General features: G+C 67.0%; 9 protein-coding genes and 1 pseudogene. 7 read left to right on the top strand and 3 right to left on the bottom strand.

Annotated elements, in window-relative coordinates:
* The first annotated feature begins 3 nt into the window (after positions 1-3).
* From OH686_RS10650 to OH686_RS10630, 5 genes and pseudogenes are all read left to right on the top strand, one after another.
* On the top strand, positions 4-7,860 hold the full coding sequence (locus OH686_RS10650; RefSeq protein ID WP_289538450.1) for an Hpt domain-containing protein: 7,857 nt from the start codon (positions 4-6) through the stop codon (positions 7,858-7,860).
* Positions 7,853-8,872, top strand: a complete 1,020-nt coding sequence (locus OH686_RS10645) for a chemotaxis protein CheB (RefSeq protein ID WP_289538448.1) — start codon at positions 7,853-7,855, stop codon at positions 8,870-8,872. Before OH686_RS10650 ends, OH686_RS10645 begins: the two co-directional genes overlap by 8 nt.
* Before the next feature lie 29 nt (positions 8,873-8,901).
* On the top strand, positions 8,902-9,372 hold the full coding sequence (locus OH686_RS10640; protein WP_289538445.1) for a chemotaxis protein CheW: 471 nt from the start codon (positions 8,902-8,904) through the stop codon (positions 9,370-9,372).
* 144 nt (positions 9,373-9,516) lie between these two features.
* Positions 9,517-10,307: pseudogene (locus OH686_RS10635) on the top strand (AraC family transcriptional regulator).
* Between the two features lie 78 nt (positions 10,308-10,385).
* On the top strand, positions 10,386-10,994 hold the full coding sequence (locus tag OH686_RS10630) for a LysE family translocator (RefSeq protein WP_289538443.1): 609 nt from the start codon (positions 10,386-10,388) through the stop codon (positions 10,992-10,994).
* Positions 10,995-11,052: 58 nt separating this feature from the next.
* Here the strand turns inward: OH686_RS10630 and OH686_RS10625 are convergent, their stop codons facing one another.
* The 3 genes from OH686_RS10625 to OH686_RS10615 all read right to left on the bottom strand — a co-directional run bounded on the left by OH686_RS10625 (position 11,053) and on the right by OH686_RS10615 (position 14,944).
* Positions 11,053-12,546, bottom strand: a complete 1,494-nt coding sequence (locus OH686_RS10625; protein ID WP_289538441.1) for an alanine/glycine:cation symporter family protein — start codon at positions 12,544-12,546, stop codon at positions 11,053-11,055.
* A gap of 225 nt (positions 12,547-12,771) precedes the next feature.
* Entirely contained in the window at positions 12,772-13,491 is a 720-nt protein-coding gene (locus OH686_RS10620; protein WP_289538439.1) for a 16S rRNA (uracil(1498)-N(3))-methyltransferase, read from the bottom strand.
* Between the two features lie 46 nt (positions 13,492-13,537).
* On the bottom strand, positions 13,538-14,944 hold the full coding sequence (locus OH686_RS10615; RefSeq protein WP_289538437.1) for an adenosylmethionine--8-amino-7-oxononanoate transaminase: 1,407 nt from the start codon (positions 14,942-14,944) through the stop codon (positions 13,538-13,540).
* A 243-nt stretch (positions 14,945-15,187) separates the two neighbouring features.
* On the opposite strand from OH686_RS10615, the gene OH686_RS10610 reads away from it, so the two are divergent.
* Both OH686_RS10610 and OH686_RS10605 read left to right on the top strand, forming a co-directional pair.
* Complete coding sequence (locus tag OH686_RS10610; protein ID WP_289538435.1) at positions 15,188-15,742, top strand: cytochrome b; 555 nt, start codon at positions 15,188-15,190, stop codon at positions 15,740-15,742.
* Positions 15,743-15,760: 18 nt separating this feature from the next.
* Entirely contained in the window at positions 15,761-16,336 is a 576-nt protein-coding gene (locus OH686_RS10605) for a YceI family protein (RefSeq protein WP_137973623.1), read from the top strand.
* The last annotated feature ends 106 nt before the right edge of the window (positions 16,337-16,442 follow it).

Here is a 16,442-nt window from a genome sequence, read left to right as displayed (position 1 = left end):
GGTATGGGTGATCGGCACGACTATGTCGCCCTGGAGTGGGTCAAAGGCGAGATCGCGGAAACCCTGAAGCAGGCGCGTCAGGCCCTGGAGGCGTTCGTCGAGAACCCGCAGGACGCCACGCGCATGCGTTTCTGCCAGACCTATGTGCACCAGGTTCACGGCACCCTGCAGATGGTCGAGTTCTACGGCGCGGCTCTGCTCGCCGAGGAAATGGAACAGCTGACCCAGGCCCTGCTGGACGGCCGCGCGAGCAACCAGACGGAAGCCCTGGAAGTGCTGATGCAGGCCATCCTGCAGCTGCCGGCGTACCTGGACCGCATCCAGAGCGCGCGTCGCGACCTGCCGATGGTCGTGCTGCCGCTGCTCAACGACCTGCGTGCCGCCCGCGGCGAGAACCTGCTGTCGGAAACCAGCCTGTTCTCCCCAGACCTGTCCGGTCGCCTGCCGGCGCTGTCGCTCGATTCCCTGGAAAAACTGCGTACCGCCGAGCTGCCCGTGCTGCTGCGCAAGCTGCGGCAGATGCTGCAGATGGCCCTGGTCGGGGTGATCCGCAACCAGGACCTGGCCACCAACCTGGGCTACATGGCCCGCGTGTTCGCGCGCCTGGAAACCCTGTGCAAGGAGGCGCCGCTCGGCCCGCTGTGGCAGATCGCCTCGGGCATGGTCGAAGGCCTGGCCAACGGCAGCGTGACCAATAGCGCCTCGGTGCGCACCCTGCTGCGCCAGGTCGACAAGGAGCTCAAGCGCCTGGTCGACCAGGGCGCCGACGGTATGAACCATACCGCCCCGGACGAACTGACCAAGAACCTGCTGTTCTACGTGGCCAAGGCCTCGGCCCAGTCGCCGCGCCTGCGCGCGCTGAAGGACCAGTACCGCCTCGACGAGGCCCTGCCCGACAGCGGCGTGGTCGACGAAGAGCGCGCCCGCCTGGCCGGTCCGGACCGCGACGCCATGCGTTCGGTGGTCGCCGCGCTGTGCGAGGAGCTGGTGCGGGTCAAGGACAGCCTCGATCTGTTCGTGCGCAGTGATCGCAAGCAGGTCGCCGAACTGGACGGCCTGCTGGCGCCGCTCAAGCAGATCGCCGATACCCTGGCGGTACTTGGCTTCGGCCAGCCGCGCAAGGTCATCGTCGATCAGCTCGACGTGGTGCACAGCCTCTCCGTCGGTCAGCGCGAGCCGAGCGATGCGGTGCTGATGGATGTGGCCGGCGCGCTGCTCTATGTCGAGGCCACCCTGGCCGGCATGGTTGGCCCCAGCGACGATCAGCAGAACGAACAGAGCCACCTGCCGACCACCGACGTGGCGCAGATCCACCAGCTGGTGATCAAGGAAGCGCGTACCGGCCTGGAACAGGCCAAGGACGCGATCATCGAGTTCATCGCCTCGCAGTGGAACCACGAGCACCTTGCCCGCGTGCCGGAGCTGCTGACCCAGGTCCGCGGCGGTCTGGCCATGATTCCGCTGACCCGTGCCGCTTCGCTGCTGCAGGCCTGCACCCGCTATATCCAGGAGCAGCTGCTGGTGCGCAAGGCCGTACCCAACTGGCAGAACCTGGACACCCTGGCCGACGCCATCACCAGCGTCGAGTACTACCTGGAGCGCCTGGCCGAAGACCATGCCAGCCAGGGCGACCTGATTCTCGACGTCGCCGAGGAAAGCCTGGAGAGCCTGGGCTACCCCCTCAAGGAAAAGCCCTCGATCCTCGACCGCATCGAACCGCGCGAGGAGGCCCCTGCGCCGCTGGCCGACCCGCTGCAGGACATCGAAGTGCTGGCCGCCGAAGAGGCTGCCTTCGAGGAGCCGCTGCTGGAAGAACAGCCGCTGGAGCTCGAAGAGCTGCCCGCACTGTCGCTGGAAGAGTCGGGCGACGAGCTGAGCATCGAGTTCGCCGAGCTGCCGGCCGAAGAGACCGGCGAGCTGCTGGTCTCCGACGACAACTGGAGCCTGGGCGAGGCCACGCCGGAAGCGTCCAGCGGCATCGATCTGAGCCTGGATGCCCCGCTCGAGCTGGGCACTCTGGACGATCTGCAGCCACTGTCCGGCGAGCTGGAAGAGCTCAGTCTTGATAGCTCCTTCAGCGTCGAAGCTGACGAGCTGTCGGGCGGCGCAGAGCTGCCGGCGCTGGACGAGAACCTGAGCGAACTGTCGCTGGAAGCCGAAGAGCTGAACCTCGACAGCGCCCCGGCCAACTGGGACGAGCTGGAAATCGCCGACCTGGAGCTGCCGGAAGTCGAGTTGCCGAGTGCCCCGGTCGAGCCCGAGCCGGTTCAGCCGGCGGCCGACAAGCCGCTGACCATGGCTGAGGTCATGGCCGCTCCGGTGCAGGCGATCAACCCGCCGGCCCAGGACGTGCCGCCGAGCCTGCTACCGCCGCCTGCCGACGAGGAGCCGGTGGACGAGGAGCTGCTGGAAGTCTTCATCGAGGAGGTCGGCGAGGTTCTCGAAACCATCAACGAATACCTCCCGCAATGGCGTGCGGATACCGACAACAAGGACGCGCTGACCGAAGTGCGGCGCGCCTTCCATACCCTCAAGGGCAGCGGCCGCATGGTCCGCGCCCTGATCATCGGCGAGCTGGGCTGGTCCATCGAGAACATGCTCAACCGCGTGCTGGATCGCAGCATCCAGCCCGATCAGCCGGTGCAGCAGGTGATCGTCGACGTGGTCGAGCTGATGCCGGCGCTGGTCGACGAGTTCGCCGCCAAGGCCCAGCGCCAGCGCGACGACGTCGACCGTCTGGCCGCCACCGCCCATGCCCTGGCCCGTGGTCAGGTGCCGAGCTTCGCCAGTGCGCCGGTTGTCGCCGAGTCACAGAGCGAGCCGGAGGCCGAACCGGCCGCCGAGCTGCCAGTAGAAGAGATGGAGGTCGATTTCGCCCAGGAGGAGCTGCCGCAGCCAGTCGCTCCCGCCCTGGCCACCAGCGACGACGAGGCCCTCGATCCGCTGCTGCTGGAGATTTTCCGCAACGAGGCCGAGACCCACTTGGACACCCTGGTCGGCTTCCTTGCCGACTGTGCCCAGGAGCTGCCGCAGCCGGTGACCGATGACCTGCAGCGTGCCCTGCACACCCTCAAGGGCAGCGCGCACATGGCCGGCATCCTGCCGATCGCCGAGATCGCCACGCCGCTGGAAAAGCTGGTCAAGGAATTCAAGACCAACCTGATCGACATGGACCTGGGCGAGGCCGAGCTGCTGCGCGACGCCGAGCATCTGTTCCGCGCCGGCTTGGAGCAGCTGGAGAGTCAGCCCCTGGCGCCGATTCCGGGTGCCGCCGAGTTCCTCGAGCGCGTACAGAAACTGCACAACGCTCGCCTGGAAAGCGCTGAGAGCGCGCGCCTGGAAGAGCAGGATTACCGTGACCCGCAGCTGATCTCGATCTTCCTCGCCGAGGGCATGGACATCCTGCTCGACGCCGAGGACCTGCTGCGCAAGTGGCGTGAGCACCCCAGCGAGCAGCAGGAGCTGTCCGCCCTGCTGGAAGAGCTGACCACCCTCGGCCGTGGCGCCGAGATGGCCGAACTGCCGCAGATCGACGAGCTGTGCCAGGCCCTGCTGGCCCTCTACCAGGCCGTGCTGGATGGCCGCCTGGCGGTCAGCGAGCATTTCTTCGCCGAGGCCGAATCCGCCCATGAGGCGTTGATCGGCATGATGGATCAGGTCGCCGCCGCCCTGCAGGTCAGCCCGCAGCCCGAGCGCGTGGCGGCCCTGCGCAATCTGCTGGATCAGGCGCTCGACCCGGCCACCCTGGCGCTGCTGCATACCGATGCCGTGGCCGGCCTGGAAGTGGTCGAGCTGGACGAGTTGCCCGCCGTTGAGCCGGAGCCCGCGCCGCAATCCGCGCTGGAGCCCGAACCACTGGCCGAGCCGGAAAGCTTCGCCGCCGCCGAGCCGCAGCCGGTGTTCGAGCCGGTGGCGAGCATGCCGGAGAACCTCGACGCCGAGATGGTGGAGATCTTCTTGGAAGAGGCCGTCGATATCCTCGACAGCGCCGGCCAGGCCCTCGATCGCTGGCTGAGCGACCCCGAGAGCAACCTGGCCCTGTCGTCCCTGCAGCGCGACCTGCACACCCTCAAGGGCGGCGCACGGATGGCCGAGATTCGCGCTATCGGCGACCTGGCCCACGAACTGGAGTCCCTCTACGAAGGCCTGGTGGATCGCCGCTTCAGCTACTCCCCTGCCCTGGCCGGCCTGCTGCAGCAGAGCCACGACCGCCTGGCGGTGGTGCTCGAGCAACTGCAGCGCGGCCAGCCGCTGCTGGACTCCTCGGCGCTGATCGACGCGATACGCTCCTTTCGCCAGGGCGGCCCGATAGCCGCGCCGAGTCATTCGGCCAGTAACGAAAGCCAAGCCAGTGCCGACGAGGCGGAGCCCGCAGTCGACGCGCTGCCCTCGATCGAGCTGGAAGAGGACACTGCGCCCTCGGCGGAGATCGACCTGGGCGAGCTGACCGAGGTGGACTTCGTCGCACCGCAGCTGGACGAGCTGCCGGAGCTGCACATCGAGTCTGCCGCGCCGCCAGCCGAAGAGTTGCCGGCAGAGCTGCCCGCGCTGAGCTCGGATGAGTGGCATCTGGACGAATCACTGCCGGCCCTCGGCGCCGAGGCGCTGGACGATCTGCCGTCCACCGATCTGCAGCCGCTGCCCGAAACAGCTGCTGCGGAAGAGCCGAGCGAGTCGCCGGAGATCGACCTGGGCGAGCTGGCCGAGGTGGACTTCGTCGCACCGCAGCTGGACGATCTGCCGGAGCTGCATATCGAGCCTGCCGCCGAGCAGCCCGGCGAACTGCTGCCGGAAGAGCTGCCCGCGCTGAGCTCGGACGAGTGGCACCTGGACGAATCGCTGCCGGCTCTGGGCGCCGAAGACCTGGAGCCACTTGCGCAGGACCTGCCGCCGGCCGAGATTGTCGAGCCCGAGCCCGAGCCCGAGCCCGAGCCCGAGCCCGAGCCCGAGCCCGAGCCCGAGCCCGAGCCCGAGCCCGAGCCCGAGCCGCAGCCTGTATTCGAGGTCGCGCCGATTGCCGTCGCGCCAGCACCTGCGGTCGACCGCGATCCGGAGCTGGTAGAGATCTTCCTCGAAGAAGGCTTCGACATCATGGACAGCGCCGGTGCCGCCCTGCAGCGCTGGATGGCCGATGTCGACAACACCCTGGAAGTGGAAGCCCTGCAGCGCGACCTGCACACCCTCAAGGGTGGTGCGCGCATGGCCGAGATCCGCGAGATCGGCGATCTGGCCCATGAACTGGAATTCCTCTACGAAGGCGTCGGCGACGGCCGCCTGAAGGCCAATGGCGACCTGTTCGGCGTGCTGCAGGCCTGCCACGACCGTCTCTCCGAGATGCTCGAGGCGGTGCGCGGTAACCGGGCGATCCCCGATGGCCTGGCCCTGATCGAGACCATCAAGCGCTTCCGCGCCGACCCCGACGCGCAGCTGAGCATGCCCACCAGCGTGCATCTGCAGCCGGTAGTGGAAGAAGACGAGGTCGGCGCCGAAGCCGACGACATTCTCGACATCTTCCTCGAGGAGGCGGATGAACTGCTGGAGGCCATGGAGGCTGCCATCGGGCGCTGGGAAGCCGATCGCAGCAATGGCAGCCCCATCGACGAGCTGCTGCGCATCCTGCACACCCTCAAGGGCGGTGCGCGCCTGGCCGGGCAGAAGCGCCTGGGCGATCTCAGCCACGACTTCGAACAACACCTGACCGAGGCCCAGCAGCAGGGTGCGCCCTGGCCGGACAGCCTGTTCCTCGACGTGCAGTCCGGCTACGAGGGCCTGCAGAAGGAACTCGACCAGCTGCGCAAGCGCCTGGATGACAGCCATGTGGCCGAGATCCAGGCCGCTCCGGTGGCCGAGCCGCAACCGGTCGAATCGGCTCCGGCGCCCGTGGCGCTGAGCACGCCGATCGTCGCCGCCAGCGCCCAGCCGCAACAGTCGCAACAGGTCAAGGTACTGCCCTTCGTCGAGCGCGCCGCCGAGGCCGCCGCCCGCGCCGCCGCCCAGCGTGCGCCGCAGGAGCTGGTCAAGGTGCCGGCGGATCTGCTTGAAGGCCTGGTCAACCTGGCCGGTGAGACCTCAATCTTCCGCGGTCGCGTCGAGCAGCAGGTCAGCGACTTCGGCTTCACCCTCGGCGAGATGGAAGCGACCATCGAGCGGGTGCGCGATCAGCTGCGCCGCCTCGACATCGAGACCCAGGCGCAGATCCTCAGCCGCTACCAGGCCGAGGCCGAGCGTGCCGGCTACGAAGACTTCGACCCGCTGGAAATGGACCGTCACTCGCAGCTGCAGCAGCTGTCGCGTGCGCTGTTCGAGTCGGCCTCCGACTTGCTCGACCTGAAGGAAACCTTGGCCACGCGTAACCGCGATGCCGAGACCCTGCTGCTGCAGCAGGCGCGGGTCAACACCGAGCTGCAGGAAGGCCTGATGCGCACCCGCATGGTGCCGTTCGACCGCCTGGTGCCGCGTCTGCGCCGGATCGTCCGCCAGGTGGCCGGCGAGCTGGGCAAGCAGGTCGAGTTCCATGTCGGCAACGCCGAAGGCGAGATGGACCGTACCGTGCTGGAGCGCATCGTCGCGCCGCTGGAGCACATGCTGCGCAACGCCGTCGACCACGGCATCGAGCCGGGCGACAAGCGCCGCGCGGCCGGCAAGCCGGAAGTCGGCAATATCCGCCTGACCCTCGGTCGCGAAGGTGGCGACATCCTCCTGACCCTGGCCGACGACGGTGGCGGCATCCGCCTCGACGCGGTCAAGCGCAAGGCCATCGAACGCGGCCTGATGGACGCCGACAGCGATCTCACCGACCACGAGGTGCTGCAGTTCATCCTCGAGGCCGGCTTCTCCACCGCCGAGAAGGTCACCCAGATCTCCGGACGTGGCGTCGGCATGGACGTGGTGCACTCCGAGGTCAAACAGCTCGGTGGCTCCATGAGCATCGAGTCGACCGTCGGCGAGGGCACGCGCTTCCTGATCCGCCTGCCATTCACCGTGTCGGTCAACCGCGCGCTGATGGTGGTCTCCGGCGAAGACTTCTACGCCATCCCGCTGAACACCATCGAAGGTATCGTGCGGGTCTCGCCGTACGAGCTGGAGGCCTACTACGGTCCGGACGCGCCGCGCTTCGAATACGCCGGCCAGGCCTACGAGCTGAAGTACCTGGGTGACCTGCTGAACAACGGCCAGCAGCCCAAGCTGGTGGGCCAGAGCCTGCCGCTGCCGGTGATCCTGGTGCGTTCCAGCGAACACGCGGTGGCGGTGCAGGTGGACGCCCTGGCCGGTTCCCGCGAGATCGTGGTGAAGAGCCTCGGCCCGCAGTTCGCCGGCGTGCACGGCATCTCCGGCGCGACCATCCTCGGTGACGGTCGCGTGGTGGTGATTCTCGACCTGCTGGCGACCATTCGGGTGCGCCACGCGCACCTGCTGGGCCAGGTGCAGATGCCGCGCCTGGTCAGTCAGGACACGACGGCGAGCGATACCGATACCAGCCGGCCGACCCTGGTCATGGTGGTGGACGACTCGGTCACCGTGCGCAAGGTCACCAGCCGCCTGCTCGAGCGCAACGGCATGAACGTGCTGACCGCCAAGGACGGGGTCGACGCCATCGCCCAGCTGCAGGAGCACAAGCCGGACATCATGCTGCTCGACATCGAGATGCCGCGCATGGACGGTTTCGAAGTGGCCACCCTGGTGCGCCACGACGAGCGCCTGAAGGACCTGCCGATCATCATGATCACCTCGCGGACCGGCGAGAAGCACCGCGATCGGGCCATGGCCATCGGCGTCAACGAATACCTGGGCAAGCCGTACCAGGAGTCGGATCTGCTGGAAAACATCCTGAAACTGGTCAAGGACAAGGCCAATGGCTGACAGAACTGCTGCTCGTATCGCGGTCATCGCCGACACCTCGCTGCAGCGCCACGTGCTGCAGCAGGCTCTGTCCGGCAGCGGCTACCAGGTGGTGCTCAACAGCGACCCGGCGCGTCTCGACGAGGCGGCCCTGGCCGACTGCGAGACCGACCTGTGGCTGGTGGACCTGGCCCAGTCGGAAGACTCGCCCCTGGTCGACAATCTTCTGGAGAAGGCCAGCGCCCCGGTGCTGTTCGGCGAGGGCCACGCCCCGGAACGCCACTCGGAAAATTACCCGCGCTGGGAGCGCCGCCTGTTCGGCAAGCTCAAGCGCCTGGTCGGTGACCCGGCCCAGGCCGTAGGCCCGAGCCTGGAGGCCCTGCTGGCCGAGGCGCAGCGCCCCAGCCGCCTGGAGCTGCCGGCCTCGCTGGCCGAAACGCCGCTGGTGGCCGGTGAACCGGCCAGGCAGGTCTGGCTGCTGGCCGCCTCCCTCGGGGGTCCGGCGGCGGTGAAGGAGTTCCTCGACGCGCTGCCCGGCGGTCTGCCGATCGGCTTCGTCTATGCCCAGCATATCGATGCCGCCTTCGAGACGGCGTTGCCCCAGGCCGTCGGCCGCCACAGCCAGTGGCACGTCAACCCGGCGCGCAACGGTGATGCTGTGCGTTGCGGCGAAGTGGTGGTGGCGCCGATCAGCAACGAGCTCGGCTTCGCCGAAGACGGTGCCATGCAGGTGGCCGACCGCGGCTGGCCGGAGCCCTACAGCCCGTCCATCGACCAGATGATGCTCAACCTGGCCCAGCAGTTCGGCGCCCATTGCGGCGTGATCGCCTTCAGCGGCATGGGCAGCGACGGCAGCGCCGCCGCGGCCTACGTGCGCCGCCAGGGTGGCGTGATCTGGACCCAGAAGGCCGACAGCTGCGCCAGCCCGAGCATGCCCGACAGCCTGCGCGAGGGCGGCTACAGCAGCTTCAGCGGCGACCCGCGCGAGCTGGCTTCCGCCCTGGTCAATCACCTGGCCGAACAGTGCCAGTAACGGCGCCAGCAGTCATTCAAGGAGCCGCCATGAGCCAAGCCATCGCCAGCCAGAACAGCATCAGCAGCCTCACCGGCCTGCTGGTGCCGCTGGCCGACCGCACCCTGCTGCTGCCCAACGTGGCGGTGGCCGAGCTGATTCCCTACCGTCCGCCGCATGTCACGCCGGGGCTGCCGTCCTGGTTCCTCGGCCAGGTGGCCTGGCGCGACCTGCAGCTGCCGCTGCTGTCGTTCGAGGCGGCCTCCGATGGTCAGCCGCAGATCGGCCCGGGCGTGCGCGTGGCGGTGCTCAATGCCATGGGCGGTCGCGACCAGGTCAAGTTCATCGCCCTGCTGGTGCAAGGCATCCCGCGCTCGATGAAGGTCGACGGCAACCTGCAGCGCGCCAGCGCCGAACTGGCTCCGCTGGAGCTGGATGCCGTGCAGCTCGGCGAAGCCGTGGTGAAGATCCCCGACCTGATCGGCCTGGAGCAAAAGCTGGCGGACGCCGGCCTGATCTGAAAATCACCCGCCCAATGCCTGCGCTTGCCGATACTGCGTTGGAAATGGCTTCGAAATGCTCATTTACCACTCGTAAACTGCGCTTTCTCAGCCCTTTCCGCCTAGTCTCGACTGCGCTCGGCGATTGCTCGGGCGATTTTTGAGATGAGTTCGGTCCGCCTGGCGCGCCTGGGCGAGCTGGAAGTCGCCAGCAATTTCGCACCGGGCCAGTACTTCGAAAAACACAGCCACGACGAATTCGTCATCGGTGCCAACCTGGTCGGCACCGAGCGCATCTGGCTGGACGGTCGGACCTTCGACGCCGGTGTCGGCGCCATCACCACCTACAACCCCGGCGAGATCCAGGGCGGCGGTGCCCGCGAAGGGCAGCCGTGGCGCTATGTCAGCCTGTACCTGCCCGCGGCGCGACTGGCCGAGAGCCTCGGCCGCAACGAGCTGCAGTTCGAACGTCCACTGCAGCAGGCACCGACCCTGGCCGGTGAACTGGCCCGAGCGATCGAGGCCTGCCTGAGCGACGATCCGCTGCTGCGTGAGCATGGCGAGGAGGGCGTGACCCTGCTGCTCGGACGGATCGCCAGCGGCGCCGGTGTGCGTCTGGCCGAGGCCCGGGATATCGGCAGCGAGGCGGTCGGGCGCCTGCAGGAACTGCTGGCCGCCAGCCTGGAGCAGACGCCGAGTCTGGAGCAGATGGCTGCGGCGGTGGACCTGTCCAAGTTCCACCTGCTGCGCGCCTTCAAGCGCCGTACCGGGCTCAGCCCGCGGCAGTGGGCCATGCAGCTGCGCACTCGCCGCGCCCAGGGGCTGTTGCGCCTTGGCTGCCGGCTGGCGAAGTGGCTCATGCTTTGGGCTTCGCCGACCAGAGCCATCTCAACCGGCATTTTCGCGCCGCCTACGGTGTCAGTCCCGGCCGCTATCAGGCGCTGGTCCGGCGCTGAGCACCTAGCAATCCGGTTCAAGTCGGCGGCTCGCGCTTCGCCGATAATCCGCGCCGTCATCGATTCGGAGCACCCTCCATGCTGGCCATCTTCCTCGCCGCCATGCTGTTCGGCCTGGCCTTCTGCGCATCCCCCGGCGCCGTTTTCAGCGAGACCCTGCGCCGCGGCCTGACCGGCGGCTTCCGTCCGGCGCTGCTGGTGCAGCTGGGTTCGCTGATCGGCGATGCGGTATGGGCGCTGATCGGCCTGACCAGCCTGGTCCTGCTGCTGGCCCAGGACAGCGTGCGCGTGCCGCTGACCATCGCCTGCGCGGCCTATCTGGCCTGGCTCGGTATTCAGGGGTTGCGCGATGCCTGGCAGCCGCCGGCGCAGGAGGAAGGCGCAGCGCAGGGGCGCAATGCCTTCGGCGCCGGCGCGCTGCTGTCGCTGTCGAATCCGAAGAACATCGTGTTCTGGGGCGCCCTGGGCAGCGCGCTGGCGGGCATCGTCGAGGGCACGCCGAGTCGCACGGAGATGGCGGTGTTCTTCGCCGGCTTCATGTTCGCCTCGCTGCTCTGGTGCTTTATCTGTGCGGCGCTGGTGGACTGGCTGCGGCGTAATACTTCTCCGCTTTGGCACCGTATCAGCTACGCCTGCTGCGGCCTGCTGTTGCTGGCGCTGGCCGGGCTGACTCTGCGCGGGATATGAGCGCCCAGCAAAAAGCCCCGGACCTTGCGGTGCCGGGGCTGTGCTCACAGGCGGCGACTCAGCGCTGGGTTTCCGCCCGGCCCTGCAGTTCGGCGGTGTGCTCGGCGGCGAGATTGTCCTCGGAGGTATGGGTGCCCCAGTAGTCGGCGTTCTTGATGCCCAGTTTCTCTGGGTGGAACACCGGTTCCTTGCCCTCCTTCTGCTGCGCCTCGTAGTCCTTCAGGCACTTGAACGCGGTCTTGTGCATCAGCACGATGGCGGCGATGTTGAGCCAGGCCATCAGGCCCACGCCGAGGTCGCCCAGGCCCCAGGCCAGGTCGGCGGTCTTCACCGTGCCATAGACCGTGGCGGCGATGATGCCGGCCTTCAGCAGCAGGGTCAGCACCGGACGGTGCACCTTGCGGTTGATGTAGGCGATGTTGGTTTCGGCGATGTAGTAGTAAGCCACGATGGTGGTGAAGGCGAAGAAGAACAGCGCCACGGCGACGAAGATGTTGCCGAAGCCGGGCATGATGTTCTCCATCGCCGTCTGCACATAGCCCGGGCCAGCGGCCACGCCGGCGATGCCGGTGAACAGAGCGCTACCATCCGGCGCCTGGACGTTGTACTGGCCGGTGATCAGCAGCATGAAGGCGGTGGCGGAGCATACGAACAGGGTGTCGACATACACCGAGAAGCCCTGCACCAGGCCCTGCTTCACCGGATGGCTGACGGCGGCGGCCGAGGAGGCATGCGGACCGGTTCCCTGGCCGGCCTCGTTGGAGTACACGCCGCGCTTGACGCCCCACATGATGGCCAGGCCGAGGATGGCGCCGAAGCCCGCATCCAGGCCGAAGGCGCTCTTGAAGATCAGTGTCATCACGCCCGGCAGCTTGTCGATGTTCAGCAGTACGATGACGCAGGCCACCAGGATGTAGCCCAGCGCCATGAACGGTACGACGAACTCGGCGAAACGCGCGATGCGCTTGACCCCACCGAAGATGATCAGACCGAGCATGATCGCCAGCACGGCGGCGGTGGTATTCGGGTGCACGCCGAGGGCGGTCTGCACGCTGGAGGCGATGGAGTTGGCCTGTACGCCCGGCAACAGCAGGCCGCAGGCGAAGATGGTGACGATGGCGAAGATCCAGGCGAACCATTTGATGCCCAGACCCTTCTCGATGTAGAAGGCCGGGCCGCCACGGTATTGGCCGTCCAGCTTCTCCTTGTAGACCTGGCCTAGGGTGGACTCGACGAAGGCCGAGCTGGCGCCGAGGAAAGCCACCATCCACATCCAGAACACCGCACCCGGGCCGCCGAAGGTGATGGCGGTGGCGACGCCAGCAATGTTGCCGGTACCGACGCGACCGGCGAGGGTCATGGTCAGGGCCTGGAACGAGGTGATGCCGTGTTCGTCGGTGCGCCCGTTGAACATCAGGCGGATCATTTCCTTGAAATGGCGGACCTGCAGGAAGCGGCCGCGCAGCGAGAAGTACAGACCCACGCCGAGGCAGAGGTAGATCAGTGCCGGGCTCCAGATATACCCGTTGAGGGTCGAAACCAGTTCGTTCATTTAGTGCTCCTTGTACCTCGGGCTTGCAGCGACTCCTTTGTGGGGAGTACGGAGCCCGGGCGAACTATTTTTGGAGTGGGGCCGTTGCGATACGCACCGGCTCCGGCAAGGGCGGAGCGGGGTGATAGGCCGTCGCTTCGTCATTGGCGCGCAGAGCATGCCAGAGGCGGACGGCCGTGCCATCCCATGAAGTCACACCTTGTGACGCCCAGACGGCAATCGCCCCTAGAAATCGCCCCATAGCTGCTGGGCTACGGCCAACGCAACCACCGGCGCGGTCTCGGTACGCAGCACGCGTGGGCCGAGGCGGGAGGCGTGGAAGCCGGCGGCCTTGGCCTGCTCCACCTCGGCGTCGCTGAGGCCGCCTTCCGGGCCGATCAGGAAGGCCAGGGTCTCTGGGCTGGCGTGACTGGTCAGCGGCTCGGCCACCGGATGCAGCACCAGCTTGAGATCTGCACTGGTCTGTTTCAGCCAGTCGGCCAGCAGCATGGGTGAGTGGATGACCGGCAGCACCGAGCGGCCGCACTGCTCGCAGGCGCTGATCGCCACCTGGCGCCAGTGGGCCAGGCGCTTGTCGGCGCGCTCGTCCTTCAGACGCACTTCGCAGCGCTCGGAGACGATCGGGGTGATCTCGCTGGCGCCCAGCTCGGTGGCTTTCTGGATCGCCCAGTCCATGCGTTCGCCGCGTGACAGCCCCTGGCCCAGGTGTACGCGCAGGCTCGATTCGGGCTGGCCGGCGAACCGCTCACGCAGCTCGACCCGCACAGTCTTCTTGCCCACTTCGATCAGCTCGCCCAAATACTCCTGGCCGCTGCCGTCGAACAGCTGCACGGCATCGCCCACCGCATGCCGCAGCACGCGGCCGATGTAGTGCGCCTGGGCCTCGGGCAGCTCGTGCTGGCCGAGGGAGAGCGGGGCATCGATAAAGAAGCGGGACAGGCGCATGGCGAGGTTCGTGGCAGTAGCTGGAGGCGTGCAGTTTACCCGCTGATCAGCCGGGGTCGCGATGGTTGGGATACAGGTCGCTGGCCACCGCCACGCTGACCGATTCGCGGGTGGCGATATCGATGCCTTCGCTGGCCACCTCGGCGAGGAAGTCGATCTGCTCGGGCGTGATCACATACGGCGGCAGGAAGTACACCACGCTGCCTAGCGGGCGCAGCAGGGCGCCGCGCTCCAGGGCGTGCTGGTAGACCTGTAGGCCACGGCGCTGCTGCCAGGGGTAGGCGGTCTTGCTGGCCTTGTCCTGCACCATCTCGATGGCCAGGGCCATGCCGGTCTGGCGCACTTCGGCCACATGCGGGTGGTCCTTGAGGTGTTCGGTGGCGCTGGCCATGCGGGTGGCCAATGCCTTGTTCTTCTCGATGACATTATCGTCGCGGAAGATATCCAGGGTCGCCAGGGCGGCGGCGCAGGCCAGCGGATTGCCGGTGTAGGTGTGCGAGTGGAGGAAAGCGCGCAGGGTGGCGTAGTCGTCGTAGAAGGCGCCATAGACTTCATCGGTGGTGAGTACGGCAGCCATCGGCAGGTAGCCACCGGTCAGCGCCTTGGACAGCACCAGAAAGTCTGGGGTGATGCCGGCCTGTTCGCAGGCGAACATCGTCCCGGTGCGGCCGAAGCCGACGGCGATCTCGTCGTGGATCAGGTGCACGCCGTAGCGGTCGCAGGCCTCGCGCAGCAGCTTGAGGTAGATCGGGTGGTACATGCGCATGCCGCCGGCGCCCTGGATCAGCGGCTCGACGATCACCGCGGCGACTTCGTGATGATGCTCGGCCAGGGTCTGCTCCATGGCGGCGAACAGGTTGCGTGAATGTTCCTCCCAACCCATGCCCTCGGGGCGCAGGTAGCAGTCCGGGCTCGGCACCTTGATGGTGTCGAGCAGCAACGCCTTGTAGGTGTCGGTGAACAACGCGACGTCGCCCACCGACATGGCCGCCACGGTCTCGCCGTGGTAGCTGTTGCTCAGGGTGACGAAGCGCTTCTTGCCGGGCTGGTCGTGGTTGATCCAGTAGTGGTGGCTCATCTTCAGCGCCACCTCGATGCCCGAGGAGCCGTTGTCGGCGTAGAACACCTTGTTCAGCCCGGCGGGAGTGATCTGCACCAGGCGCTCGGACAGTTCGACCACCGGCGCATGGGTGAAGCCGGCGAGCATCACGTGTTCCAGGCTGTCGAGCTGGTCGCGGATGCGCTGGTTGATGCGCGGGTTGCCGTGGCCGAACACGTTGACCCACCAGGAGCTGACCGCGTCGAGGTAGCGCTTGCCGTCGAAGTCCTCCAGCCACACGCCGTCGCCGCGCCTGATCGGGATCAGCGGCAGGCGCTCGTGGTCCTTCATCTGGGTGCAGGGGTGCCACAGCACGGCGAGGTCGCGCTGCATCCACTGGCTGTTCTGGGTCATGGGGGCTTCTCCGAAACGAATGCGGGTGAGACTACCAGAAGGCCCTAGGCGATACGCCGCTCGCCGTTCGTTCTCGCAGGTGCGCCGTCCAAGGCCGCCGCGCTGAACCCGGCGGGATGCTTACGGACTAACTCGACGGCGCACAAGTATCTGTTTGCTCGATATTTCGAAGCGAAAATTTCCGCTTTTATTCGATGCGTTTGCCGCTAGGCTGTCTTTCATCCCCTGGTACGGAAACATCTCATGCAGTGGCGCAACTCCAATTCCACCTATGGCCTGGTCAGCATCACGCTGCACTGGCTGGTGGCCCTGGCGGTGTTCGGTCTGTTCGGCGTGGGCCTGTGGATGGTCGGCCTGGACTACTACAGCGGCTGGTATCGCACGGCTCCGGATCTGCACAAGAGCGTCGGCATCACCCTGTTCGTGGTCATGCTCGGCCGTGTCGTCTGGCGCTTCCTCAGCCCGCCACCACCGGCCCCGGCCAACCATGGCGCCGTCACTCGCCTGGCCTCCAAGGCCGGCCACGCCTTCCTCTATCTGGCGCTGTTCGTACTGATGCTCAGCGGTTATCTGATTTCCACCGCCGATGGCCGCGGCATCCCGGTGTTCGGCCTGTTCGAAGTGCCGGCCACCCTGACCAGCATTCCGGACCAGGCCGACATCGCCGGCGTGGTCCACGAATACCTCGCCTGGGCCCTGGTGATCTTCGCCGGCCTGCATGCCCTGGCGGCCCTCAAACACCATTTCATTGACCGTGACGCCACCCTGGTGCGCATGTTCGGTCGCACCGGCAAGTAACCCACAAGGAGACTGTTAATGCTCAAGCAATCCCTCGCCGCCCTGACCCTGGGCGCTGCTCTGTTCGCTGGCCAGGCCATGGCCGCCGACTACGCCATCGACAAGGAAGGCCAGCACGCCTTCATCAACTTCAAGATCAGCCACCTGGGCTACAGCTGGCTGTACGGCACCTTCAAGGACTTCGACGGCAGCTTCAGCTTCGACGCCAAGGCGCCGGAAGCCAGCAAGGTCAGCGTCAAGATCAACACCGCCAGCGTCGACTCCAACCACGCCGAGCGTGACAAGCACCTGCGCAGCGGCGACTTCCTCAACGTCGACAAGAACCCGACCGCGACCTTCGAGTCCACCTCGGTCAAGAGCACCGGTGAAGGCACTGCCGACATCACCGGCAACCTGACCCTCAACGGCGTGACCAAGCCGGTGGTGATCGCCGCCAAGTTCATCGGTGAGGGCAGCGACCCGTGGGGCGGCTACCGCGCCGGTTTCGAGGGCAGCACCAAGCTGAAGCTGAAGGACTTCGACATCCAGAAGGACCTCGGCCCGGCTTCCCAGGAAGTGGAGCTGATCCTCTCCGTCGAAGGCGTTCGCCAGTAACTCGGATTGCCTGCGCAGTGGCCAGGCGGCCGCTGCGTACGATCCTCGCCATCTTTCGGGTGGCACAAAAAAGCCGGCCCTGGGGCCGGCTTTTTCATGGCGCGAG

Source organism: Pseudomonas sp. SO81, from assembly GCF_030374125.1.
Classification (GTDB): Bacteria; Pseudomonadota; Gammaproteobacteria; order Pseudomonadales; family Pseudomonadaceae; genus Aquipseudomonas.
Note: the sequence above shows the minus strand (reverse complement) of the source record. Positions and strands in the feature narration are given on the sequence as shown.

Excerpts from the sequence above, each read along its gene's own strand:
- OH686_RS10615 (WP_289538437.1), bottom strand. The coding sequence starts at position 14,944 with ATGACCCAGAACAGCCAGTGGATGCAGCGCGACCTCGCCGTGCTGTGG.
- OH686_RS10610 (WP_289538435.1), top strand. The coding sequence starts at position 15,188 with ATGCAGTGGCGCAACTCCAATTCCACCTATGGCCTGGTCAGCATCACG.
- OH686_RS10650 (WP_289538450.1), top strand. The coding sequence starts at position 4 with ATGGGTGATCGGCACGACTATGTCGCCCTGGAGTGGGTCAAAGGCGAG.
- OH686_RS10645 (WP_289538448.1), top strand. The coding sequence starts at position 7,853 with ATGGCTGACAGAACTGCTGCTCGTATCGCGGTCATCGCCGACACCTCG.
- OH686_RS10625 (WP_289538441.1), bottom strand. The coding sequence starts at position 12,546 with ATGAACGAACTGGTTTCGACCCTCAACGGGTATATCTGGAGCCCGGCA.
- OH686_RS10605 (WP_137973623.1), top strand. The coding sequence starts at position 15,761 with ATGCTCAAGCAATCCCTCGCCGCCCTGACCCTGGGCGCTGCTCTGTTC.
- OH686_RS10630 (WP_289538443.1), top strand. The coding sequence starts at position 10,386 with ATGCTGGCCATCTTCCTCGCCGCCATGCTGTTCGGCCTGGCCTTCTGC.
- OH686_RS10620 (WP_289538439.1), bottom strand. The coding sequence starts at position 13,491 with ATGCGCCTGTCCCGCTTCTTTATCGATGCCCCGCTCTCCCTCGGCCAG.
- OH686_RS10640 (WP_289538445.1), top strand. The coding sequence starts at position 8,902 with ATGAGCCAAGCCATCGCCAGCCAGAACAGCATCAGCAGCCTCACCGGC.